At 47.4% G+C, this 24,997-nt stretch carries 22 protein-coding genes, 1 tRNA gene and 1 riboswitch; of the genes, 10 read left to right on the forward strand and 13 right to left on the reverse strand.

Going from position 1 to position 24,997, the window contains the following annotated elements; genetic code table 11:
* Positions 1 to 28: 28 nt before the first annotated feature.
* Positions 29 to 102: transfer RNA gene (locus NXS08_RS02390), tRNA-Pro, on the reverse strand.
* 89 nt (positions 103 to 191) lie between these two features.
* Here NXS08_RS02390 and NXS08_RS02395 point away from each other — a divergent pair.
* The 10 genes from NXS08_RS02395 to NXS08_RS02440 all read left to right on the forward strand — a co-directional run bounded on the left by NXS08_RS02395 (position 192) and on the right by NXS08_RS02440 (position 10,084).
* Entirely contained in the window at positions 192 to 1,346 is a 1,155-nt protein-coding gene (locus NXS08_RS02395; protein WP_259136808.1) for a methyltransferase domain-containing protein, read from the forward strand.
* Positions 1,347 to 1,459: 113 nt separating this feature from the next.
* Positions 1,460 to 2,728, forward strand: a complete 1,269-nt coding sequence (locus NXS08_RS02400) for a cation:proton antiporter (protein ID WP_259136811.1) — start codon at positions 1,460 to 1,462, stop codon at positions 2,726 to 2,728.
* Between the two features lie 66 nt (positions 2,729 to 2,794).
* On the forward strand, positions 2,795 to 5,407 hold the full coding sequence (gene pepN, locus NXS08_RS02405) for an aminopeptidase N (protein ID WP_259136814.1): 2,613 nt from the start codon (positions 2,795 to 2,797) through the stop codon (positions 5,405 to 5,407).
* The gene (locus tag NXS08_RS02410) at positions 5,404 to 6,321 is read left to right on the forward strand and encodes a DUF881 domain-containing protein (protein ID WP_259136819.1); all 918 of its coding nucleotides are present in this window, start codon (positions 5,404 to 5,406) and stop codon (positions 6,319 to 6,321) included. Before pepN ends, NXS08_RS02410 begins: the two co-directional genes overlap by 4 nt.
* On the forward strand, positions 6,318 to 6,650 hold the full coding sequence (locus NXS08_RS02415; RefSeq protein ID WP_259136822.1) for a small basic family protein: 333 nt from the start codon (positions 6,318 to 6,320) through the stop codon (positions 6,648 to 6,650). The genes NXS08_RS02410 and NXS08_RS02415 overlap by 4 nt, the downstream gene beginning before the upstream one ends.
* Positions 6,651 to 7,391 (forward strand): DUF881 domain-containing protein, encoded by a 741-nt coding sequence (locus NXS08_RS02420; RefSeq protein WP_259136824.1) that lies wholly within the window; start codon positions 6,651 to 6,653, stop codon positions 7,389 to 7,391.
* 68 nt (positions 7,392 to 7,459) lie between these two features.
* Positions 7,460 to 7,897 (forward strand): FHA domain-containing protein, encoded by a 438-nt coding sequence (locus tag NXS08_RS02425; protein WP_259136826.1) that lies wholly within the window; start codon positions 7,460 to 7,462, stop codon positions 7,895 to 7,897.
* A 74-nt stretch (positions 7,898 to 7,971) separates the two neighbouring features.
* A complete protein-coding gene (locus NXS08_RS02430; RefSeq protein ID WP_259136828.1) occupies positions 7,972 to 8,736 on the forward strand; it encodes a MerR family transcriptional regulator in 765 nt (254 codons plus the stop codon).
* A 163-nt stretch (positions 8,737 to 8,899) separates the two neighbouring features.
* Positions 8,900 to 9,475, forward strand: coding sequence for a MerR family transcriptional regulator (locus NXS08_RS02435; protein ID WP_259136830.1), 576 nt, complete (start codon positions 8,900 to 8,902; stop codon positions 9,473 to 9,475).
* 249 nt (positions 9,476 to 9,724) lie between these two features.
* Positions 9,725 to 10,084, forward strand: a complete 360-nt coding sequence (locus NXS08_RS02440) for an RNA polymerase-binding protein RbpA (protein WP_259136833.1) — start codon at positions 9,725 to 9,727, stop codon at positions 10,082 to 10,084.
* A 19-nt stretch (positions 10,085 to 10,103) separates the two neighbouring features.
* Here the strand turns inward: NXS08_RS02440 and lnt are convergent, their stop codons facing one another.
* The 12 genes from lnt to NXS08_RS02500 all read right to left on the reverse strand — a co-directional run bounded on the left by lnt (position 10,104) and on the right by NXS08_RS02500 (position 24,980).
* Positions 10,104 to 11,639, reverse strand: coding sequence for an apolipoprotein N-acyltransferase (lnt, locus tag NXS08_RS02445; RefSeq protein ID WP_259136836.1), 1,536 nt, complete (start codon positions 11,637 to 11,639; stop codon positions 10,104 to 10,106).
* A 2-nt stretch (positions 11,640 to 11,641) separates the two neighbouring features.
* Positions 11,642 to 14,440: an RNA helicase gene (locus NXS08_RS02450; RefSeq protein ID WP_259136838.1), complete on the reverse strand. Its 2,799-nt coding sequence runs from the start codon at positions 14,438 to 14,440 to the stop codon at positions 11,642 to 11,644.
* Complete coding sequence (tatC, locus tag NXS08_RS02455; protein WP_259136840.1) at positions 14,437 to 15,270, reverse strand: twin-arginine translocase subunit TatC; 834 nt, start codon at positions 15,268 to 15,270, stop codon at positions 14,437 to 14,439. The genes NXS08_RS02450 and tatC overlap by 4 nt, the downstream gene beginning before the upstream one ends.
* Before the next feature lie 13 nt (positions 15,271 to 15,283).
* Positions 15,284 to 15,535: a twin-arginine translocase TatA/TatE family subunit gene (locus NXS08_RS02460; RefSeq protein ID WP_259136842.1), complete on the reverse strand. Its 252-nt coding sequence runs from the start codon at positions 15,533 to 15,535 to the stop codon at positions 15,284 to 15,286.
* A 48-nt stretch (positions 15,536 to 15,583) separates the two neighbouring features.
* Positions 15,584 to 16,537 (reverse strand): YafY family protein, encoded by a 954-nt coding sequence (locus tag NXS08_RS02465; RefSeq protein WP_259136844.1) that lies wholly within the window; start codon positions 16,535 to 16,537, stop codon positions 15,584 to 15,586.
* A complete protein-coding gene (locus NXS08_RS02470) occupies positions 16,527 to 17,504 on the reverse strand; it encodes a YafY family protein (RefSeq protein WP_259136846.1) in 978 nt (325 codons plus the stop codon). The genes NXS08_RS02465 and NXS08_RS02470 overlap by 11 nt, the downstream gene beginning before the upstream one ends.
* A gap of 59 nt (positions 17,505 to 17,563) precedes the next feature.
* Complete coding sequence (locus tag NXS08_RS02475) at positions 17,564 to 18,607, reverse strand: ABC transporter substrate-binding protein (RefSeq protein ID WP_259136848.1); 1,044 nt, start codon at positions 18,605 to 18,607, stop codon at positions 17,564 to 17,566.
* A gap of 10 nt (positions 18,608 to 18,617) precedes the next feature.
* On the reverse strand, positions 18,618 to 19,403 hold the full coding sequence (locus NXS08_RS02480) for an ABC transporter permease (protein ID WP_259136850.1): 786 nt from the start codon (positions 19,401 to 19,403) through the stop codon (positions 18,618 to 18,620).
* Between the two features lie 71 nt (positions 19,404 to 19,474).
* A riboswitch (FMN riboswitch) is annotated at positions 19,475 to 19,593 on the reverse strand.
* 89 nt (positions 19,594 to 19,682) lie between these two features.
* A complete protein-coding gene (gene rpe / locus NXS08_RS02485; protein WP_259136854.1) occupies positions 19,683 to 20,357 on the reverse strand; it encodes a ribulose-phosphate 3-epimerase in 675 nt (224 codons plus the stop codon).
* Positions 20,357 to 21,817, reverse strand: coding sequence for a transcription antitermination factor NusB (locus tag NXS08_RS02490; RefSeq protein ID WP_259136856.1), 1,461 nt, complete (start codon positions 21,815 to 21,817; stop codon positions 20,357 to 20,359). The genes rpe and NXS08_RS02490 overlap by 1 nt, the downstream gene beginning before the upstream one ends.
* Positions 21,814 to 22,800: a methionyl-tRNA formyltransferase gene (gene fmt, locus NXS08_RS02495; protein WP_259136858.1), complete on the reverse strand. Its 987-nt coding sequence runs from the start codon at positions 22,798 to 22,800 to the stop codon at positions 21,814 to 21,816. Before fmt ends, NXS08_RS02490 begins: the two co-directional genes overlap by 4 nt.
* A gap of 53 nt (positions 22,801 to 22,853) precedes the next feature.
* Positions 22,854 to 24,980, reverse strand: a complete 2,127-nt coding sequence (locus NXS08_RS02500) for a hypothetical protein (RefSeq protein ID WP_259136861.1) — start codon at positions 24,978 to 24,980, stop codon at positions 22,854 to 22,856.
* Positions 24,981 to 24,997: the final 17 nt, after the last annotated feature.

Consider the following 24,997-nt stretch of genomic DNA (forward strand, 5'->3'; position numbering starts at 1 on the left):
GAAAATCTGACTAAACTTGTTTATTTTGTCGGACTGACAGGATTTGAACCTGCGACCCCTTGACCCCCAGTCAAGTGCGCTACCAAACTGCGCCACAGCCCGTAACCTTATGCCGTAACATTATGTTCGACAACTGTTTCAGTTTAACTTACTCATTGGGAATTTGCCAATCTGATTGCTACTATCCTTTTATGAGTTCACTCGCCGTTTCGACCACGAACTGTAGCTATTTTCAACGCAACCTGTGCCAGTCCTGCCCCCAAATAGACGTTGACTACGCTACACAAATCACTGAAAAAACCACTAGCGTGCGTGAACTACTCCGCAAGATTCCCGCTGAAGCATGGCTTCCCACCCAGCAGTCGGCTCAGTTGAAGTTCAGAAATAAAGCAAAAATGGTTGTTTCCGGAACCGCAGCCAAACCTCTACTGGGGATCTTAGATCGTGAAAAACAAGGACAGGACTTAAGTGAATGTCCCCTATATAGTGACCGGATGCGGAAACTATTTATCACATTGAAAAAGTGGATAACCACTTTAGGAATCAGCCCCTATAACGTAGACACTAAAAGCGGTGAACTAAAATACCTGCTCATCACAGAATCTCCAGCTGGAAAATTTATGCTTCGCTGGGTACTACGCTCTCACCGGCACGTGAAAAAACTGCAGCGTTTCATTCACCAGATGCGTAAAGACGAGCCAAACCTTGAGTTAGTCAGTGTGAATATCCTGCCAACCCACGTGGCCTTAACCGAAGGTGAAGAAGAAATCATTCTTTTCGGCAAATATCTGGAAATCCCCTTAGGAGATGTGCAGATTCAGCTTCAACCCCGCTCTTTCTTCCAAACGAATAGTCAAATTGCGCTCGCCATGTACAGCCAAGCCCAACGTTGGGTAAAGGCTATAAAACCTACGCAGGTACTCGATCTATTTTGCGGCGTAGGGGGGTTTGCCTTATTTATGGGACAGGTCTGCCAGCAGGTAGTTGGCGTAGAAATTTCAAAACCCGCAGTTACCGCAGCGAAACTTGCCGCTCAAAAATCAAAGCTAACGCACGTAAAGTTCATCGCCGGTGACGCCACCCAAACCAGCAACTGGGAATCGCAGGCTTCCCTAAACGCTGAACTAATCTTAGTAAATCCGCCCCGCAGAGGGATCGGAGCAGAACTTTGTGAATGGTTAGAATCCTCAACTGCCAAACACCTGATATATTCAAGCTGTAACCCGCTCAGCTTAGCTAAAGACTTAGAACAACTACCGTCATTTAAAGCCATTCGAGCAAGAGTATTCGATATGTTCCCCGGCACTAACCACGCCGAAGTAATGGTTTTATTAACACGCTGCTAGTAAACAGCATCCACCCTAGTTTTGTGAAAAACGTTAAGATAAGTAGTGCTTTGTCAGGATTACTCGCTATAGTAAACTTCTGAAATATTCCATACTTAAGAGAGTTTAGTTAAATGCATGATTTTGGTTCATTATTCGTAATCTCTTTGATTGCCGTAATAGCCCCGATCTTGGCACATATGATCCCAAAACGTTTCATTCCCGAAACCGTCCTCTTAGTAGTTTTCGGTATGCTTGCCGGCCCCTATGTACTGGGATTGATCGAACTAACAGACTCAATTAAGTTACTTACTGAACTTGGTTTAGCTTTTCTCTTTCTATTAGCCGGCTACGAAATCGACGTTAGTGAAATGCGTGGAAAGCGTGGATTATCCGCCCTCGGAGGCTGGGTAGCGACCTTTCTCATTGCGCTTGTATCAATCCACCTGGTCGCAGGTTTAACTGGTTATATTGAAAGCGTCGCCGTAGCAATCGCCTTTTCAGCAACCGCCCTGGGAACTCTCATCCCGATTCTCAAAGAACGTGGCCTAATGAAAAGCAATGTCGGCTTAGACGTACTTGCCCACGGCACCTTCGGTGAACTCGGCCCAATTATTGCCATGGCACTACTTCTTTCAGTCAGATCCGCCTGGGATACCGTCCTAATCCTCACCCTATTCCTAGGGGTGTCAGTGGCCCTCGCAATAGTTCCATTAAAGGCACGCGACGCCGGTTTGCGATTAGTTAAACTAATCCATCTAAAAGCTGAAACCACCGCACAAACTACCGTTCGTTTAACTGTCACCCTCATGGTTGGTCTTGTCCTCTTAGCCTACACATTCGACCTAGATGTTGTTCTGGGAGCGTTCGCTGCCGGATTCATTATCCGCACTGTCCTGCCCACAGGACGGGAAGAATTAGAGCATAAACTTGACGGACTGGCCTACGGGTTTTTAATTCCACTATTTTTCATCACCTCAGGAGCTTCAATTAACGTCACCACCGTACTGGAGCTACCTTGGCTTCTAGCAGCCGTAGTTTTCGGACTGCTCGTTGTCCGCGCCATCCCAGTGTTCATCTCAACCTACTTCACAGTAGAGGCATCTGCATACACAACCAGAGATCGACTCACGATTGCATTCTACGCCACCACCTCACTGCCCATCATCGTCGCCGTTACCCACGTTGCCTCAGAAGCCGGGGCAATGGGGCCGCGGGCCGCATCAATCCTGGTGGCAGGTGGCGCCCTATCAGTACTTATCATGCCACTTTTGGCATCACTCTCATACAGTGCCGCAGAAGCGCTCCCAATCAATAAATCACTTGATAAATTCCGTACTTTCCGCAGTTCCCGCCCCATCCAAAACACATCATCTGCGGTCAGAAGAATGGGGAAGCGGTAAAGGCAAATCGAACGCACTGCGTTAGGGCAGAACAACACTTAGAAATAATCGATTAGAATAGTCTGTATGCAGACAATTACCCGCGTTGAAGCATTAGCACGTGCCAATGCCATCACCCTCGATACTATTTCAGTTGCCCTCGACCTAAGTAAAAGTGAAGACAAAGAGCAACTCACCTTTCCCTCATTTACAACCTTAAAATTTAGCAGCCAAGTTTCCGAAACTTTCATTGATCTGGTGGCCGCGGAAGTCGCCGGGGTAAAAGTAAATGGAAAACCTGCTGATTATAGCTATAACGGAAGTCGGGTAGAGTTAAAAAATCTTCCAATCAATCAACCGATTGAAGTTGAAATCCTGGCAAGTTGCAGCTATTCAACCACAGGTGAAGGACTACATCGTTACTTCGATGCAGAAGATAATAAAACCTATCTTTATACTCATTTTGAGCCAACCGATGCAAGGCGTGTCTTTGCCTGCTTCGATCAACCCGGGATGAAAGCCCGCTGGCAATTCACCGTAACGGCACCAGCTGAATGGGTAGTAGTCCACAACACTAAAGAAACCACCCGCGAACTGCTCGAAAATAATCAAGCACTGATTTCCTTCCTTCCCACCCTCCCGCTTTCTTCCTACATAGTCGCTGTCGTAGCGGGTCCTTACGCAAAATTTACCGATGGGACATGGCAAGCAAGCGCAGCAGATACCCCTGCTGTAGAAATCGAATTAGGGCTTTACTGCCGCCAAAGTCTGGCTCCCTACTTCGATGTAGCTGACGTATTCAAACAAACCCGCGCAGGCTTTGATTTCTTCCACGCCAATTACGGGCTAACTTATCCTTGGGGAAAATACGATCAGGTGTACGTTCCCGAATACAACATCGGAGCAATGGAAAACCCCGGGTGTGTCACTTTCAACGAACAGTTCATTAGTCGCGGAACGCCCTCGGAAGCACATAAGCAAAAACGTGCCAACGTGATCTTCCACGAAATGTGCCATATGTGGTTCGGAGATCTTGTAACCCCAGCTTGGTGGGACGACCTGTGGTTAAAAGAATCTTTCGCCGATAACCAAGGTTCTTTTGGACTGGCAGCTAATACCGAGTATCAAGGAGAATGGGCAGCTTTTGCAGCTGGAAGAAAAGAATGGGCTTATTTGCAGGACCAGCTTCCCACCACCCACCCAATTGCCGCCGAAATTCCAGATGTAGAAGCAGCTATCCAAAACTTTGATGGAATAACCTACGCCAAAGGCGCTTCAGTTCTTAAACAGTTAGTTGCCTATTTGGGGGAAGAAATTTTCTTTGCCGGCGCAAGAAAATACTTTAAACGACACGCCTTTGGCTCTGCCTCAATGCAGGATTTGCTAAACGCCTTAACTGAAGCTGCCAACGAAGCCGGAGTGAATGACCGCGACTTAGAAACCTGGCAGCAGGCTTGGATAAATACGGCCAGCCCCTCACGCCTAAAATTACAGCGCTTAGCAAATAATCAGGGACTTAGGCTAACTCAAAGTTGTACCGAGGCCACCACCGGGAAGAAAATCCTCCGCCCTCATGCTCTGCAGCTAGGATTTTACGATGGAGATGGAAAGCTACTTGCAAAAACTAAAGTAGAACTTACGGGCGAATCTATTGACGTAGATTATCCGATAGCTGCTTCACAGGTAGCCTTTGTCCTTCCTAACGATGATGACCTAACCTACGCGATTATTGATTTAGATGACGATGCTTTAGATTACTGCCAAAATAATCTCTCAAAGCTACCTACATCACTTACGCGAGCCGTTGTTTGGTCAGCGCTTTGGGCAGCAGTCCGAGCCTGTAAACTTTCAGCGCAAGATTATTTAATGACAGTAGCTAAACACCTTCGGGCAGAAACTGAGTTTGCCGTTGTTAAGAGTATTTTTGATCAGGTACAGCAGACGATACGTTTCTATCTGCCCGCCCCGCTACGCGATGATTTTGGGGTTGCTTTAATCGACGATCTGATTACCACTGCACTGGAAATAGAAGATAAAGCCTTACAACAAGAATGGGTTAATAATCTTTCTAAACTTGTTGCTTACCTGGGTCGGTGCAGTCAGCTCCAGGCCGATTTCTTAATGCGGGTGATCGGTGCACGCGATTTTAGTTTTGACATTGGACCAACTTTAAAGTGGCAGGCGATTGTTTCGGCAACTGCCCATAGTCTGATCACATTGGAAGAGTTAGACGCATACTACCGGGCGGATCCTTCAGGAGAAGCAAGCTTAGCAACCTTAAAATCTAAAGCAGCTATCCCGCAGCGGAACAGCAGATTAGAGGCGTGGGATCAGATAATTAATGGCGAACTAACTAATACCCAGCTAACTGCCATTTTAGAAGGACTACAAATTTCTGGAACGAAACCTGGTGTGGTTGGATTTGCCGGAGAGTTCTTTGGCTCTGTCTTAGATTACTGGCAGCAGCACTCTTTCGTAATGGGAACCAGATTTGTTACCGGCGCCTACCCATTAGCCGTAGATGCCACCAATAAAGAAAATACCGACGCTTTATTATATATCGCGCGCAATTTCTTAGAATCATTCGTCGATGCTCCGCACGCTCTTACTCGACTGATGATTGAAAATGAGTATCAGCTAAAACTAGCCGTGCAGATTCAAAGACACTGGTTAGCATTAAACGATGAGAATAATAGATGAAAGATTCTGAAGAAGTAGCCGATCAACCTGTAGCTACCGTAGTAGAGTCGGTAGCTACAGGTGATTTGCCTGCTTCTCAAGATGGTGATTTGCCCGCTTCTCAAGATTCAGTGCCATATCCTTTTAGGTCGACAGCCCAAGACTCGATGAGTTTACTTTCGGCTTTACTTTATGATCCTTTGAATTACGGGTATTCTGATGTTTCTAAAGAGGAACGCGTTACCAGTAGCTATGAGAAAACGCTGATTTTTGTACTTGCGGTAATTATTGCCGCGGTAAGTACTTTGGGAATCAGATTTTTAGTTGCTTCTCGAGCTGAAAAAGAGGCTACCCATCAGCAACTTTTAACCCAGGTGCGCAATATGCATAGCAGGGGAGAAGCTACTTTAGGGCAGGTAAAGGCAATAGAAAGTGAGATTGAAAGCTTAACTTCCCTTGAAAAAGTTACTTCAGAAGTTCCCCCAGCTTTCCTGGCTGCTTCCCACACTGTTGCATTACGCGGGCCAGGGATTAAAATAATCCTCGCTAATGGGGAAACTGATCTTTATGATAGTGATGTTCAAGATCAGGATCTTCGTCTGCTGCTTAACGAGCTTTGGCGTTCTAAAGCTGAGGCAATTGCTATCAATGGAATTCGGATTGGTCCCCATACGCCGGTACGTACTGCCGGATCGTCAGTCTTAGTGAACTTTCAACCGGTTGCATCCCCCTATGAAATAACTGCGATTGGTTCCAGTGGGGAGCTTACTAAAGGGGTTACTACCGGGATTACCGGAGCTTATTTTAGTGACCTGTATGAGGATTTTGGGATTACGCTGCAGGTTATTTCCCAAGATGATTTGCTGTTACCTGCCACGCGGATTACTAAAACTAACTTACAATTAATTGAAGTAGTGAAAGAGGAAGATCGATGATTGCAATTTTTGGACTCATTTTAGGGATTTTCCTGGGAATTTGGTTTGATCCGGTTATCCCATTGGCAATTCAACCTTACCTGCCGGTGGCAGTAGTTGCTGCTATTGATGCACTTTTTGGGGCTGGACGGGCGTACTTAGAAGATCGCTTCAATGAGAGAGTTTTTATTGTCTCTTTTAGCTGGAATGTGATTGTGGCGGCGCTATTAGTATTCTTAGGTGTCCAGCTGGGAGTAGGTTCCGCGATGACCACCGCGGTTGTCGTAGTGTTAGGGATCCGTATCTTCTCAAATACTGCGGCGATTCGTCGTTCAATTTTGGGAGCCTAAATGAATCAGTCTGATAAATCTACCTTGCAGAAATTAAAGCCTTTTTTAACTTTCAGGTTTAGTGCAGTTCAGTTAATCATTGCCCTGATGCTTTTTATTCTAGGTTGGGCAATGGTTACTCAGATTAAATTGCAACGCTCGGATCCTTTCGATGGTTTACCGGAGGCGCAATTGGTGACAATTCTTGACGATCTTTCTGCAAATGAGCTTGCTTTGCGTGAGGAAAAAGCCCGTTTGGAAGTTGAGTTAGCTAATTTAAAGAATGAGTACTCTAAAGCAGAGGCAGCGGAAAAAGCGATTGCTAGAGAACGGGAGTTGGCAGAGATTTCCGCTGGGGTGGTTCCGGTGGAAGGCCCGGGATTGATCATGACTATTGTTGATCCTGATAATCAGGCTCGGGTCCAAAATTTCGTGATGGTTTTGGGGGAGTTGCGCAATGCGGGGGCTGAGGGAGTTTCACTTAATGGGATTAGGGTGAATGCCTCTACCTATATTGAGAAGGGTGATCGGGGCATCTTAGTTAATGGAATTCCTATTTCCAGTCCCTATGTGTTTAGCATTATTGGTGATGCTGATACGATTCAGCCGGCCTTAGAAATTGCGCGCGGTGCAGGGCAGCAGTTTCGGGCGCGCGGGGCGACAGTTTCTTACCTTAGAGTTGATTCTTTGCAGATTCTTGAAGTAGCCTTGGTTCCTACTTTAAAATATGGGAAGATTGTTGAATCAGAACCACGTAGCTAAAATATCTTTTAAGGCTTAAACTATTACTTAAAGGTTAATCTTTCAAATACTGAGGTGAGGAGAGCAATATGAGCGAAACCAATTTACCGGATCCTTCAGAAACTAGCATTTTTGGCGCTTTGGGAACGGGGATTGAAGCTGATGACACTTTTGTTACTCCGGCACTATCTGCCCACGATCGCGCTGCGGTAGAGGCTCTGCCAGCAGGATCGGCTCTGTTAATCGTCCAGCGCGGCCCAAATTCAGGTGCCAGGTTCCTTTTAGATGAAGATCAAATCGTTGCTGGTCGCAGCCCACAGGCAGATATCTTTTTAGATGACGTAACTGTTTCGCGTAAACACTGCGAATTCAAAGTGCATGAAAATGGTTTCTTAGTTAGAGACCTGGGGTCTTTAAATGGCACCTACGTCAATCGGGAACGATCTGAAGTTACCGTCCTACAAGCCGGTGACGAAGTACAGATTGGCAAGTACAGATTGACTTACCATCCTTCACCTGCGCAGTAAGTCAACTTGCTGGGCAGTGAAAGCCTTAATCTGTTATTTAAAACCCTAAGTATTTAATGCGAATCTTTTAATATATGTCTGCAAATAGAACTTCCTCTTCCAAAAAACCAGTCGTTAATGAACCTCTAACGACTTCCTGGCCCCACGATTTCTCTCAAGAACCTGAGTTTAACATTGGTTATGTTTTAACTGAGGTGAAAAAAGAATTTCCGGCGCTTTCAACTTCTAAGTTACGTTTTCTAGAAGACTCGGGTTTACTGTCTCCACACCGGTCAGAAACCGGGTACCGGAAATACTCTTTAGCTAATATTGAGCGGATTCGTTATATTCTCACGTTGCAGCGCGATAAATTCCTCCCACTTAAACTTATTCACGAGAAACTCCAGGGACTTGATGCGGGAGTTGATGTGGCTGAGATTCTTCCGCGTACGCGGGTAGTGGCAGCTGGTGGGGTAGTGTCTGCACCAAAGAATGATTATGTGACAGTTAGAGAGCTTTGCGATCTGACTGGGGCAACCAAAAACCAGGTGGAAGAATTAACTCAGATTGGTTTAATTTCTCCAGATACTGCGGGTTACTTTCCGGCATTAAGTGTGCGGGTAGTTAATATCTGTCTGCAGTTGCAGCAGCTTGGCATTCCGGCTCGCAATGTGCGTACGGTGAAAACGGCGGCAGCAAGACACGCTGACTTAATTGACCAGGTTGTTTCTTATACTCGAGGGCGGAACCGGTCTAACGATCGTGAGAAAGCCTATGCGGAGGCGCGTGATCTGGGAGTGGTATTGAATCAATTGCATGAGGAACTGCTTCGAATTGAGATAGATAAACTTAACCGTTGAGGTACGGATTAACTTTTGGTTCCTTTACTTAAGTTTTATAACGAATAAGTCTCAACTTGAACTTTAAGGTTAGACTCGCCGAGTTAAGATCTTACAGTTCAGTAGAGTAGACCGTAAGGTAAAGATAAGTAAAGTACCGATCCAATAAATGTAGGAGCAAGAAATGGCTAACGCCCCCGAAGCGCAGAGTAATAAGTCTGCACCAGAGCCTTATCAGGGCGTGCTTTTCGGAGGATCCTTAGATAATGTTGGCCCAGATACAGGGTATCGGGGTAAAGTAGCCGCGCAAGCTGCTTCAATTACCTATCGACAGCTAGATTACTGGGCGCGCACCGGATTAGTAGAACCCTCAATCCGTACTGCACATGGGTCAGGCTCCCAGCGGCTTTACTCCTTTAGGGACATTTTGGTTCTTAAGGTAGTTAAGCGTTTATTGGATACGGGCGTTTCCTTACAGCAGATTCGTGAAGCTGTGGCCCATCTGAAAAATCGTGGGGTAGCGGATCTTTCTACAATTACTTTGATGAGTGATGGAGCATCAGTTTACGAATGTCGTTCTCGGGATGAGATGATTGACCTGATTGAAGGCGGTCAGGGAGTATTCGGGATTGCAGTTGGGAAAGTCTGGCGCGAGATTGAAGGTACTTTGGCTGAGCTTCCCACCGAAGAACTTGATGGTAACGTTGTGTTATTTGATGAGCTGGCGCAGCGACGCCGAGCTAAGCGTACCGCCTCGTAAAGTTTTTACAGAATCAGATCTGTATAAAGGGGCAGAGGGGTCACCAAAAAGTGTTGCGGGTGAGTCTCTGCCCCTTAACTTTAAATATCTAAATCTGACATAATGTACATTATCGGATTGAAGGGTATTTTTGTAGACTGACTTTTACCTACTAATGCAAGAAAAATAACTAGCCCCCTCCCAAACCCCGCTTATTATTTGCGATAATCAATCCAGCAACAAATTACATAAATAGAAAGTTGGTTCACCATGGCAGATCACGCATTGCGCGGAATGCAAATTGGTTCTAAATCTTTAGAAACTGAAGAAGGTATCGTCTTTGCTGACCGCACGCAAAAACGTTACCAGTGCGAAATTGGGCACGTCTTTTCTATCACCATGGCTGCTGAGGCAACCGCCCCCGCAACCTGGGAATGTAAATGTGGAAACCAGGCAGAGTTTTTAGGTACTGCAGAACCAGATGAAGAAAAAGTACATAAACCAGTTCGCACCCACTGGGACATGCTGGTAGAACGCCGCTCGATTGAAGAGCTAGAAGAACTACTGCAAGAACAGTTAGAAACGCTTCGCAGTGGCGAATTGCGTAACGGAATCGCTTACCAGCGTTAAGCTCTGCAATAAAATGGCGTCAGTTGTCTGTAGAATCGGCAGCTGGCGCCTTTACTGTATAGAACGTGCGCTTTGAAAGAAACTGCGCAACCTTAATAAGTAGCAACATTAGTGGAAATAACATAACCAGTTCTCTAATTGGCCACCCATGTATTCCATAGAATCCACCTACATTATCACGCAAATCCACTGTTTCAATCAGATGTTCTGAGGTAAATAGCTGGGTTTGCTGCAGCACCTCTCCCCTGTGTGATACAATGGCTGAAATACCGTTAGTAGAGACTTGAATTGCCGGACGTTGAAACTCTAAAGCGCGTAACTGGACCATTTGTAACTGCTGCGCAGACTGCGCCGTCCACCCAAAAGAAGAATTATTCGTGGGAACCACTAAAAGTTTTCCTAAAGGACCTTGCGCGTTCGCGAAAACCCCCTCGAAACCAGACTCAAAACAAATCCCCACCCCCACAGGTATCGAATAATCACCTAAATTAACATTCAACTTCCCCGGTTGCTTTCCAAAACTTAACTCACCCACCCCATAGCGATAAAGCTCCAAAAAAGGACCAAATTGTAAAAAACCGGGTAAATACTCACCAAAAGGAACCAACATTTGCTTAGCGTATGCTCCCTCAGCCTTCCCATTTTCAGTCCACACGCCATAGAGGTTATAGCGTTCCGTCTCAGTACCAGAAACATAACCAGTCACAATCGGAGCCTGCGCTCGCCTGGAAAGATCCTGTAACCGCCAACTAATCCCTCCATCAGTTAGAGGATCTAAATCAATCGCAGTTTCCCCCCAAAAAATCACATCAATCGGGCGATTAGTCTCTGCCAGCAAACGCTCAGTTTCATTCAAATGATTATTAAAAACCTTATTCGCAGTCCGATAAGTTACCCGCACCGGCTCCTCAACATTTCCCTGCACCACCCCCACTGTGAGGGATCCCGCCGAAACAGTCGGCGGAATCGGTAAAAGCAACGGCACAGCAAAAACTACCAACCCGGCAGCTAAAATGGGCACGGTCTTTGACAAACGATGTGTAAAAATCCCATAACAAAGTGCCCCTAAGAAACCTGCTACCCCAGACAAAAGCACTTCACCGCCAAAAGGCGCCCAAGCACGCAACGGTGAATCCACTAACGCATAAGCAGCATAAGCCCACGGAAACCCAGTAAAAGGAAAATGCCCACGCAACTGCTCAATAGCCGGCCAAAGCAAAGCAAATGAAATCGCGCGATACCAAAAAACACTGGTTAAATCCCGCAATAAGTACCAAAAAACACCCAGTAAGCCAAAAAATAGCGCTTGAATATTAACTGAGACAAACCACAGAAATAAACTCTCAGTGGTTACATAAGCCCACCAAATATGCCCGCTCATGAAAACCACGCCAAATAACCAACCAAGGGTAAAAGAAACTCGCACACTCTGATTCTCAAAGGCAAGCAGCAATAACCCCAGCGCGCAAATAACACCCGGCCAAAAATATAAAGGAGGAAACCCCGCATACATACACAGCCCAGCCAAGACAGTTAGCACATACGGCTGACGCACCGTTAAGCTCCCTCGCCTAAAGCCACCACTGAACGACGCACCAAATCTGCCGCCCTACGCGCTGTACCTGCTAAAGTGGCATCTGCAGAAGCAACCGCAATCTGGCTCAATAAATCAATAGTCTGCTTACACCAACGAACCCAATCACCGGCTTCTAAATCAGCAGCATGAACTGCTTCAGCTAATGAATCGCCCTTTACCCACCAGTACATGGCGTAAACCAACCCCATTTCCAACGGTAATGAAGTGGGTGCCTGGCACTGTGATTCCACGCGGTTAATGTCATACAAGATTTTTTGCGTATCAGCTAATGCCTGTCCTAAAGTTCCAAAGGCGCCCTCGGGAACTTCCAAAACCGGAGCGTGCATCTTACGAGCTTCAAAAACGCAGGTGCTTACCACCGCAGCCAACTGCGCCTCATCTAAACCAGCCCAAATCCCAGCTTCTAATGCCAACGCCACCACCAGGTCCCGCTCACCGTAAATTCCTCGCAAAGTCTCCCCCGCGCCGGTGAGTGAACCATTATGTAAACAACCTAATATTTCTAAAACCGAAACAATCTTATCGAACCGCTTGGCCACCGAAGAAGTCTGCGTCTCAACCTGCTTAGCTAAACGCTGGAACTCACGCCTGGCCCGCATCCACTGCACCGCGGAACGGGCATGCAAATCACGATCTAAGCACCCGTGCACCGGGTGAGCTCGCACAAAATCTTCCAACCGATTGATTTCAGCCAGCTGAGCGTCTCCACCTGAGAACTTTAAACGCTTAGCTGAGCCCAGTTTGCCCCGCTTACGCAAAAGCGCAACCTCAGCTCCAATCTCCCCTTGGAAACGGCGCACGTTACGTAAATACTCCTTACGCAAACGCATTCGCCCCACCACGTTAAAGCCCTGCGGAAGTTCACTAGCATTAACTTGCTGGAGCCGACCATCAGAAAAAACCACCTGTACAACCGGATTATTCGCCCCCGGGTGAGCTGGCTTAACCACCACCGCATCTCCCCCACGGCGCCGACCAGCCACCGAGATAACTTCCCCCGGTTCCAAATCCCGAAGCAACTGCACCAACTTGGAAGTAAGTTGCAACTTACGCTGTTTCACCGACTGTTTTTGTAAAAAAGTCAGTTCTTCGCGCGCCGCAAAATACTCGCGGGCATCACCCAAATGGCACTCAACCTGAGGTGCTAATTTTTCTAACAACTGCTCAGCCTGTTTTGCTTCAACTGCTAAACCCACCACTTTGCGGTCAGCTTGGAACTGTGCAAAACACTGATCCATTACCTGCCGGGCTGAGGCAAGATTCCCCGCTGCCGCCAGGTTAGCCACCATATTATAAGTAGGGCGGAAAGCAGAAACCAGCGGATAAGAACGCTTTGATGCTAAAGAACCCACCAACTCAGGTTCATGATCCTCTTGATAAAGCACCAGAGCGTGCCCCTCAATATCAATCCCCCGCCGGCCAGCTCTCCCAGTTAGCTGAGTGTATTCCCCCGCTGAAAGAGGAACTCGCGCTACCCCATTCCATTTACGCAGGCTTTCCAACACAACCGTACGAGCCGGCATATTAATCCCTAAAGCTAGGGTTTCCGTTGCAAAAACAACCTTAACTAACCCTGCAGCAAAAAGCTTCTCAACCGTTTCTTTCATCACCGGTAATAGACCCGCGTGATGCGCCGCTACCCCAGCTTCTAAAGCACTTTGCCAAGCGTTAATCCTTAAAACAGTTAAATCTTCCCCTGCTAAAGCGGCCACCGCCGTATCCACCGCAGTTTGAATCTGGCGACGTTCCGCTTCAGTAGTTAAAGTAATCCCCGCCCGAATCACCTGCTCTACAGCTTCATCACAACCAGAGCGAGAAAAAAGAAAATAAATCGCCGGAAGTAAATTCGCCCTATCTAAACTAATCACTACCTCTGGGCGGGAAGAACGCCGCGGACGTTTCCGTCCCTCTCGTAAGCGTCTACCACCAGCCAAATGCCGGTCAGTTTGCCTTTCATTCCGAGAAGAAATCCCCAAATGCCGTGAGATTTCAGAACGCAACTGTGGATTAATCTGTTTAGCAGACTTATCCGCGTATAAATCAATAATTTTTCGCCCCACCAGCATATGTTGATAAAGGGGCACAGGTCGTTTCTCAGAAACGATAATATCGCAGTTAGACCTGACTGAATCGATCCAATCACCGAACTCTTCAGCATTAGAAACAGTGGCCGAAAGAGCCACAATTTGAATATGCGCCGGAGCGTGAATAATAACTTCTTCCCACACCGGCCCGCGGAAACGATCAGCCAAATAATGGACTTCATCTAAAACGATTGCCCGTACCGCCGATAAATCTCTCCCCTGGTAAATCATATTACGGGCCACTTCCGTGGTCATCACCAAAATAGGAGCGTCCCCATTAATAGAAATGTCACCAGTAAGTAACCCTACCGAGGCTTCCCCATACTTTTCACACAGTTCCCGGTACTTTTGATTCGATAACGCTTTAATCGGAGTAGTGTAAAAGGCTCTCTGTCCTTTACTAATCGCCAGGTACAGCGCAAACTCACCGACGATAGTCTTCCCAGCTCCTGTTGGGGCAGCTACTAAGACACTGCGCCCAGCCTCAACTGAGGCTAGTGCTTCTTCTTGGAAAGAGTCTAAGAAAAAATCTAACTCTGCTGCGAACCTAGACCGATCTGTTTTCTGATATGCTGCTCTTTGCCGGCTTTGCCGGTATTTTTCTGCTGGACTAAGTTCTTCAGATTCCGCGGCTACTTTACCCAGTTTCTGCCGTGAGCGTTTACGACGAGTCACTCACTTTCTCCATCTGTAACAGACCCAGCTGGTGGAACAGCTAAAGCAGCGTCTAAGGCAGCTTCTTCTGCAGCCAAACGTTTATCTCTGCGTTTATCATGCAAAATTCCGATCCCAACAGCTAAGAAATACAACCCGCATAAGAAAAGAGCTTGGAAAGTCATTGTCCACGGATCTGGCAGCGGGTTAGCTACTGCTGCAAAGACAAAGGCAATCGCCACTGCCCAACGCCAATGCTTTAAAAATACTTCCCCTCTAATCACATTTATAAAGTTCAAGGCCACCATAGCTAACGGCACCAGGAAAGAAACCCCAAAAACCAAGACTAAACGCATATAAAAACTGAAATAAATACTTGCATGCATTAAAGTCACGGAAGAATCGGGGGCAAAAGAAGTTAAAACTTCCACCGCATGCGGCATAATCCAAATTCCCGTAGCTGCTCCCAGCGCGAAAAGAATCGCACCGGAAAAAGAAAAACCTAAAACATACCGCTTCTCACTCCGGTGTAGTGCCGGTGCCACATAAGCCCAAATCTGGTACAGCCACCAGGGGCTAGATAAAAGAAACCCAATAAAAATAGAAATCCGGAGTTTTAGATCAAAAGCAGCCGATACTGTATCGAAGTTAAGTTCAGCCCGTCTGCCCATCTTCCTTAAATCGGCTAAAGGCTGAGCCATGAAATCAAAAACATAAGGGTAGAGAAACCAACCCACAATTGTGAAAAGGAAAATCCCCGCTAACGCGTAGAGTAAGCGTTGGCGGGCTTCCCTTAAATGATCCGCCAGAGGCATTACGCCATCTGGATCAACGTTTTCTTTAAATCCCATAAAACCTAAGAGTTTATTTCTTATCGGTCGTTTCCTCAGCGACCTCGGTAATAGAATCAGCTACATCAGCAGGCTTAGGAGCCGGCACGGCATCAGTCGCAGCTTCTTCTTCCGTAAGATCCTTAATCTCTTTTTTCAAAACCTTCGCAGATTTACCAATGTTCTTTGCAATTTCTGGAAGTTTAGAAGCCCCAAAAATAAGTACGAAAACAACTACGAGCACAAAAATATGCCCTGGCTTCAGCGCATTGATAAACTGTAACATTTGAGTTCCTTAACGATATAAATTCAAAAAATCAGGTCGCTATCTAGTCTAATGCATCGGATGGTTATTTGTCTCTAAGAGGTCATACAACTGAAGTGTTTGCTCAGCACGCTCACAAATCTCTACCAACAGATCCCGATCCGAACATGCCACCACCAAATCTGCGTAATAAAGCAGCTGTGACCGTAACCAGTTCCGATCAAGCAAACGAAATACCGCAATAACCCCTTGTTTAGATTCATAAATTCTTAAAGCTGCTGGCTCTAATTCTTCAGGTAACCTTTTAAAAACTACTTCAACCTGCGGAAAACGCTGACGGGTAAGCCTTTTTTCAGAAACTAAAGGCGGACTTTTTATTGCATCTAGCAAATCCACATCTTTCATGCGGCTAACTCGAAAACTCCGGGTCTGTGCAGCCGTCTCACAATAACCATCTAACAGCAAGTTACCGCTTCGGATTTCCAAGTTCTGCGGAAAAACGATTCGTTCACTAACTTCACCGCTCGCATTTTGATAAGTAAATGAAATCCACTTAGAGTCCTGTAACGCTTCACCTAAAGTCTGCTGGATTTGTAGCAAACTCTCCGAAGTAACGACCTCCAAATGTGCCCGAAAATCTGCCAACTCAAAGTGAGTGACCAACTGGTCTGCTAACCGACGACTTGCCTGTAACTTTTCCGCCGAAAAAGTCGGCTCTAAAAGGGACAATCCCAGTAAAAGCACCTGAGCTTCAGCTTTAGAGAATCTGAAAATCTGCAAATCAGGAATTGACAAAAACTCAACGATATTTTCATCTAAAAGATCTAAATCAACAACCGGTAAATCATCTAAACTCAAATGAGGTAGGTCAATTACCGCCAGTTGAATCAAAAGCTCACGCAGTTTCTCCCGATCCATCTGAAACTGTTTCGCTAACTCTTCTAAATCACAGCTACCACGCAATTGCACGTACTCAATCAAAGAAAAAATACCTGCCAGGCGATCTCTTAACTTAGTTGCCACCTGCACCCCTCTCCCACTGCAAAGCTGCTTCTAAAGAAGCCTTCACCGCCACTTGTAAAGGCTCAGGTTCCACCACTAGCAACTGGGTTTGCGCCGCTAATACTCTTTCTAACCAAACAGAAAAACTAGCCGGATATCCCCGATAGTACTTCCACCGCGTACTCGACTTGGCAATCCCCGGAAGTGAAAGAGACTCAAGCTCAGCTGCAGCCAGCTCAGTAGCCCAAAAAGCCACCTGAGCTTCATAATCAGTAGCCACCAAAAGCACCGGAGAGATTTCCTCTGGCTGCCCATCTGCAGAAACTACCCCCTGCATCTTTTCTGAAGCATTTTCCCCCAAAAGAAAACGTAGGCTGTTAGGCAGGAAACGACTTAACCGAAAAGTCCGCGAATCCTCCCGCACTTGATCGATTCCCTCTAAGTAGAGCACATTATCTTTAAAAATCAGCCCAGTTGGAAGCACCCGCCTGATTTCCGGCTCTGTTTGCGCTCGTTTTAAGTATGAAAACTCCACCACTTGACCGGCCGCAATCCCCGCCAATAAGGCGCTGGCTAAACTAGCTCCCGCGATCATCGCCTTTACGGCAGCAGGGTCAGTAATCGCGTAGGCGTTTACCTTATAACGGAACAGCTGCGAATCGCTTTGCAAATCCTTCGCCTCACTCCACAGACGCGCAGCCATATCCAGTACTTGACGTTGTAGGGTATCTAAACGCAGACCACCACCGGCGGTTTTTACCCGATACAGAGGCTCATCTTGTTTAGTCTCCACCAGTTCAAGCTCAACGCCTAACTCTTTGAGCGTCACCTTATCTCTTTCAAACATTCGCTCGCGGGCAGCTTCAGTGATTTCCTGATAGGCCGGGATCCGCTCATAGATTTGTTTTTTAGATACGCCGATTGGGGTTGAATTTAAGGTCAGTAGCAAAGTAACCAGGCGCAAATCAGCTTGGAATTTTTCGCTCATTATCTCAGTCTAACCTCTCTTAAAGTTTCCGCCCGTCTACCTCAACTGGCAGAAACTGCTTAGGGAAGATACTCATTCGTCACAGCTGTTTCGACTCTTACCTTCGCCCCTAAAACACCTAAGCCGGATAGAAATTCTGACATCTCTTCCCACGTTTTCAGGTTTTGTTCTAAGCTGACTTTGCCTTGAGGAGCAAATAGCAGATTCGTTGCCTTAATAGTTTCTAAAGCGGCTTTTTGAGCTTGCGGAGTATGCAGGTTCGGGTCGTATAGTTTAGTGACTTCAACAGCCAATTCAGGATCTGCTACGCTCTTTTCCATTCCTTTGCCAAGGGCACGCAGAACTTCCTTGATTACCTCTGGGTTTTGCTTCGCGTATTCAGCGGTGGTGACGATATTGGCACTTACTAAAGGTAGTTCTTTATCAGCTAAGGGAATTTCTTTAATTTTTTCGCCAGCTAAGCGAAACTGTACTGAATCATTATTAGTGAACCCAACTACGGCGTCTACTTGCCCCGATTTTAAGGCAGCTAACTGTGTGTAGCCGATACTTTGAATCGTAAGGTCTTTTTTATCGAGTTTCGCTTCTTTAAGTGCTGCTTGGAGAGCAAACCAGTTTGCCCCATATTCACCGGGCAACCCTACTTTTTTACCTTTTAAGTCGGCAATCGAGTTAATTGCCGAGTCTTCTTTGACGATTACCTTAATGGGATATTGCTGATAGTAGCTTCCTACCGAAATCACATCAAGTCCGTTGGAACGGGCTTGGAGCATTTCATCTCCAGAAGCAATCACGATATGTTCATTGCCTGAAATCAGTGAGTTGAACAGCCCCTCATCTGCGCCGTGGTGTCGCAGTTCAACCTGGAGGTTTTCAGAAAATAGTCCTTTTTCTTTTGCTATATACGAGGGCGCAAATTGCACGTTAGGAATATAAGTTAGACCGATAACTACTTTTTGTGCGTCTGCGCTAACTTTTGGTTTTGTTTCATTTTCTTGAAAGTCGAACTTATCTGTATCGATCCGTCCGGTACTGGTGCAGGCAGTTAAAAGTAATCCGGCTGTTAGAGTTACCAGAAACTGTGTGAGGTGTTTTCTTTTCATTTCTTTGCCTTTAATCTAAATTTACGAGTTTTGAACGCCGTTCAAAAAAGTAAATCACTCCATAAAAAATCATTGCCAGCGTACAAAGAAGCGCAATAGTTACAAACATTCCTACAGTATCAACTGCATTGCGTTGGGCGGTGAGGATCGATCCTAATCCGTTTCCACCCATAACTAGCTCCCCTACCACGGCACCCGTGATTGAAAGTGTGAAACCGTTTCTAACTCCTCCAAGTATGGCTGGCAATGCTAATGGTATTTCCACGTTTTTTAGAAGCACCAGCCCTGCGGCACCATCTAAAACTGCTGCTTCGATAATTTCTTGGTCTAAACGCCGAAGGCCTATCGTAGTTGCTATCAAAATCGGAAAGAAGACTAACATTGCGCATAAGAATACGATGGGTGCTAATCCATAGCCAAACCAGAGCACTAAAAGCGGTGCTAAAGCAATCGCTGGGATAGCTTGAGTTACCCCTAAAAATGGTTCTATCGCTGCAGAAATAAACCTAAAACGGTATATACAGTAGGCTAAGGGAAGAGCTACTGCCGCTCCTAAGAGCGATCCAAGAATCGCTTCAAGTAAAGTGACTGCTACAGCTTCCCAAAGTTGGGTGCGCTGCACTTCCACAATGAATCGTTGCATGAATGCTTCCGGTGTGGGAAAAATCCAGCTTTCAACATTGAGGAAGTGGGTGAAAAACCACCAGGTAAAAAATAGGGTTCCTAAGAATACGGCAGAAGCGAGCACCTGCACCCAGCCTGGAAGACGCTGGCGGTGTCGATTTACCTTAGACATTAAGAAACCCCGGTTTCAGTTTTCAACGAATTCCGGGGTACGAAAGAAGCCGCAACTATACTCCTGTCACAGCTTAGCTTCTCCCATCCGGACTTTAACCGTCGGTACTGGACTTTCACCAGTTCAACCGCCGAAGCGGGTCGCGGACTTTAACCGCCGGTTCGGACTTACACCGACCCCGAAGCTGACAGTTTTAAGTATAGCTTATTTTCTCTGGCAGCTTCTTACCCCCTGAGCGTGTGCGGGACTTATTTACAGTAAGGCTCAGTAGGACGGTGGTTAATGTTGGCACCCATTAGCTAAAGCACGAAGTGTTTCTACCTCTGCATAAGCGTCCTCGGCCCGAAAAACTGCAGAACCCGCCACGAAAACATCCGCCCCCGCCTCTGCAGCTAAGGTGATATTCGCCTGAGAAATTCCCCCGTCTACCTGGATGGCTAAATCAATCTGCCGACTGTTAGCAGCTTCGCGAACGCGCCGGATTTTTGCCAACTGGGATTCTAAGAAGGCCTGCCCCCCAAAACCTGGTTCAACGGTCATCACTAAAATCATGTCGAATTCAGTTAGCAGATCAACGTAATCGTGAATATCCGTAGTGGGTTTTAGCCCCAGTCCGGCTTTTGCCCCCAGACGGCGCAGTTCCCGTGCTAATCGGATTGGGGCGTGCGCTGCCTCAGCGTGGAAGGTAACTGAAGCACTACCGGCTTCTGCATAGGCCGGTGCCCACCGATCCGGATCAGCAATCATCAGATGCGCATCAACTGGAAGAATCTGCTGCGCAATCACCGCTTCTACAACGGGAAGCCCCCAGGTGAGGTTTGGCACGAAGTGATTGTCCATCACATCTACGTGTGCGAAATCAGCGTTGCGGATCTTATTTAATTCACTGGTCAGATTGGCAATATCACAGTTAAGAATCGAGGGGGATATAGTTACCGGTTTAATAGCAGACATTATTTTACTTTCTTAATTAAACACAGGAACATCGCGTCAGTTTGATGTAGGTGTGGCCAAAGTTGGATGGTGTTACCGCTGCCAATTTCCGTAGCGGTAAGTTTAATCGGTTCCATCGCCACGGCTTCTACCGCTGCTTTAGTATTGAGGATTTCTATATCAGAACGGTCCGCAATCCGCTTAATCTGCGCGATAGTTTCCTGCTCGTGCGGTGAGCAGGTGACGTAGGCTAATACTCCCCCAATTTCGAGGGCGTCCAAGCCCGCGTCAAGTAGTTCCGCTTGCAACTTGCACAGCTGAATGACATCTGAGGGTTTGCGGTTCCAACGCGATTCTGGACGGCGACGCAACGAGCCTAAACCAGTACAGGGAGCGTCTAACATGATGCGACTAAATTTCCCGTGTTTGGCGATTTCCCTTCCGTCTCCTACAACTACTTCAACGTTATCGAAAGGTCGCACAGTTTGTTCTACCAGCTGCGCCCGGTGAGCGGTCACCTCATTGGCCAGAAGGTCTACTCCATTAAGATCAGCATAGGCAGCTAAAAGACCCGCTTTTCCGCCGGGGCCAGCGCACATATCTAACCATTTAGTGTCTTCAGTAGCTATCTCGAGTTCTGCTAGAGCTGAAGCTACCAGTTGAGATCCTTCATCTTGGACTGAAGCCCGCCCATCGCGGATTGCATTCAATCGACCGGGATCTCCCTGGTTTAAAGCCACACCCCATTCAGAGTAGGTAGCTGGACGCGGTTCGGCTCGTAAATAACGGGCGGCATCATCAGCTAAATCAGCTGGGAGCACCTGCCCCGGGCGGGCGCACAGCATCACCTCAGGGTTGGTATTATTGGCTGCTAACAGTGCGGTTAGTTCTTTCGCTGGTAGCCCATGCGCTACCAGCGCTTGGGCGAAGGCTCTAACAATCCATTCAGGGTGAGAATACTGGATGGAAACGCGGGTGACATTTGCTTCAATCGCTTTAATGCGTCGTTCCCATTCACCCGGAGTGTGCTCTACCATCGCCCGAGCTACCCCGTTGACAAACTTTTCAACCCCAAAACCACACATATACTTGGTCAGCTCAACTGATTCTGCTACGGCAGCGTGGTCAGGAACTCGCATATGTAGTATCTGGTGTCCGGTCATCCGTAAAATAACTCGAACTTCCGAATCTAAATCAGTTAGTTTCCGAGGCATACACTGTTCAATAACCCAATCAATCCGAGCTTGGTTGCGCAGTGAACCATAAACTAATTCGGTGGCTAAAGCCGCGTCACGCAGGTCTAACTTAGCTTTTGAAAGCGCTGGGGGTAACGCAAGGTTTGCGAAAGCCTTATTGACCTCCACCTCAAGAAGTACTTCATAGGCAACTACACGAGCACGGGAAACTCGCAGGTTTCGGGTGCGCCCTCGAGATTCAGAAGTTGCTTTTCGAGCTTTATTTTCTTCCCAACTGGTGCTCATGCCATCTGCCCACTTTCATTTAAGATTGTCTTTGGTTCTAAACGAGCTCCGCGCGCCCAGGCAGCGGCTTCCATCATATTTTTCCCAGGTGGAGCAACTAAAAGCAGTTCAACGCTTCCAGCGCCAGTGCCCACCCAAACTTGTTTTTTAGTCACTAAAATCTCGCCCGCAGCTAAAGACTCGCCAGCTTGTGAAGCAGTGCCGATACCGGGGGTGTGCGCCGGCGGAGCACTCACTTTAGTAGCTAAGATTTTCAATTTTTTACCATCTGGTAAAAAAGCGAAAGCTCCCGGCGTGGGCGCACAGGCGCGCACCTGATTGTGAACTTCTGAAGCTGACTTAGTGAAATCCACCCACAGATCAGCGGCTTTAATCATCTTCGCATAGGTGGCGCCCTCTTCAGTTTGCGCGGTAGTTACGGCGGTACCGGCGGCGATTTGCGAAACTACTTCCACAACATCAGGGGCACCTATTTGGCTTAACTGAGTAAGAAAATCACCTGAGTTAATCTCTGCGGGAATCTCAACGGTACGAGAAAAGTAAACTGGGCCGGTGTCTAACCCTGCTTCTAACTGGAAAATATTGATAGCAGTTTCTTTATCCCCAGCTGCAATGGCTCGCTGTACGGGGGCGGCGCCTCTCCAACGCGGCAATTTGGAAAAGTGCAGGTTAATCCAACCGTGTGGGAGCAGATCTAATATTTCTTGGGGAATAATTGCCCCATAGGCGACTACTACTCCGAGGTCAGCTTCAAGTGTTTCCAACTGTGCTTGAGCTTGAGCGGAACGGAGGGAATCAGCTTCAATAATGGGTACGCCATGAGCTTGCGCTGCAACTGCAACTTCAGAAGGAACTAATGTTTTAGAACGCCCTTTTGGTTTTGCACTGCGCGTAAGCACTGCTACCACAGTATGTTCCGAAGCCATTAACGCTTCAAAAGTGGGAACTGCAACTTCAGGTGTACCGGCAAAAATAATCTTCACTTACCCAGTTTAACCTCAAATAATAGCGAAGCCTAACCACTCTAACGGGGATTTCACAAGAGATCACGGGGATTTACACGAATCGTCACCAATCCTTGCTTCTTTAGGGAGCGTTTCGTTTGTAACTGGCTGAGTATTTCAAGTAGTGCAGGGAGGTTTTCCCAACTGCTGCGCAGTAGTAACCGAGTTGGGTGGGGTCCAAACACTTTCGCGATGTCCTGCCCGTAGCGTCTAGTGGTGCCCAATATTTCCACCTGAGTAGAGGTCTTAATTTGGTTTAGGCTCTGGGTTAGTTCGGTGGTGTATTCAAGGATGGTTTCTTCTGCTCCGTCAATAGCGATCATTACTTTAGCTGGAAAGAATCCTACTTCATTACGTTCAGCAAGAGTGAGTTTAGCCCATCCGACGGGGTCTTTGCGGATGAGTGCCTGGGCAAAGGCAATGTCGTTGATTCCCAGGATAGTTAGTTCTCCGCTGGTTTTGACCATGCCAAGTAGCCTGATCCACCGGCGCATAGCTTCTTCTAAAGCCCAAAGTTCTGGGCGGTTAGCCACTGCTTCACCGTCTAAAACCACGATTTGCGTGTATCCGCCAACTACGAAAGGTTCTGCCCCGGGAGTGGCGACAACTAGGCACGGCGTATGCGCTGGTAGGTCGGTGATTTGATGTTGGGCGTCTGCTTGAATAATTTTCACGGTGGGAAAGGCGCGTCCCAGTTCTTCAAAAGTTCGTTCTGAACCAAGTTGGATGGGTTTCCATTGGGTTTGGGAGCATTTGTGACAGTGCCAGCTGTACTGCGGATCCGCACACCAGGCGCAGCTTAGGGCGCCGTTTGCACTTACTCTGATTGGGCCTTGGCATTGGACACAGCGGGCAGTTTGCCTGCAGTTTGTGCAGCTTATGATGCTTATCCATCCGCGCCGTGGTACTGATACTAGGACTGGGCCTTGGTTGAGCGCTTTGCGAATTTTGGTTTGGATGAAGGCGGGTAATCGTCCTTTGCCGGCTGATCCTTGGCGCTGTCTTTCATAGTGGTCGATTACTTGCACTATAGCGGTGTTTTTCCGGTATGCCTGGGGGATGGGCAGGAGCCAGTGTGCCCAGTTGCTTTCGGCCAGTGCGGTGGCTTGGATAGACGGGGCGGCTGAGGCGATTAGTAGGCTGGATTTTTCCAGATAGCTCCGTCTTAGGCTGATATCTAGGGTGCTTAAGTAGGGGGATTGTGGGTCGTGATGGCGACTGTCACCATCGTCAAAAATGACGATTCCGGCAAGTTTTGGCACGGGTTGGTAGGCCAGGCTCCGCGTCCCGATAATAATCGAATAGGCTCCCCCGGCAGCGGCGATGTATTTTTTGTACCGCTGGGCGGGAGAGTCGGTGCTTGAAATGGTGGCAGTTTTCAGTTCGCTTTGGTTTTCTGTTTGTAGCTGTGCCAGTTTTGCTTGAAATTGGGTTACTTGTCTGCTGGTGGGTAGGATTACTAGGATTGTTGCATCAGCGGTGCTGAGTGCCCAGTTGTAGATGGTAGTTATCAGTGCGGATTGACTGTAGAAATCACGGGTGGGAAAGTCTGTGGGGATGAGTTGCCAGATAGCTCTGACTGGGTTTTGTTGGTTGAGACTGTGTGCGAAGGCTGCTCCCCCCTGGTAGTTTTCCAAGGCTGGATTTTTTACGAGGGCGGTGTGGGAACTTTCTGCCGGTGTCTGCGCTTCTGTTTTGGAGGCTGTTTCAGGACTTTCTGCCGGTGTCTCAGGACTTTCTGCCAGAGTCTCAGGGGTGAATTCAGGTGAGGTTTCGGTTTGTGTTTGTAGTAGTTTTAGTCCGGCTTTTTCTCCGCCGGCGTGGCGCGGGGGGATCATTGCGGAAATGATTTTTACAACTGGAACGCAGTTGCGTCGGGCCAGGTCTTTAGCCAGTTCTAAGGCTTTGGGGGGCAGGACTATGCTGGTGCTGACGATTCTTTCAATAGATTGCAGTTTGCCGGGGAAATCGGTTTTATTAACGACTTCAACTACCCAAGCTGAGTAGAGTTTTCCTGCGAAGCGGACACGTACTTGCATTCCTGGAGTGACGGTGAACTTTTCGGGGATGGTGTAGTCGAAAAGTTTATCTAAATGAGGTAACTCATTGTCGATGTAGACGCGGGCAATTGGTTGTCCGCCTGGGAATAAGGTGTCCATCTTCTAATAATGACATA

The sequence above is a fragment of the Gleimia sp. 6138-11-ORH1 genome, from assembly GCF_024814355.1.
In the GTDB taxonomy this organism is placed as follows: domain Bacteria; phylum Actinomycetota; class Actinomycetes; order Actinomycetales; family Actinomycetaceae; genus Gleimia.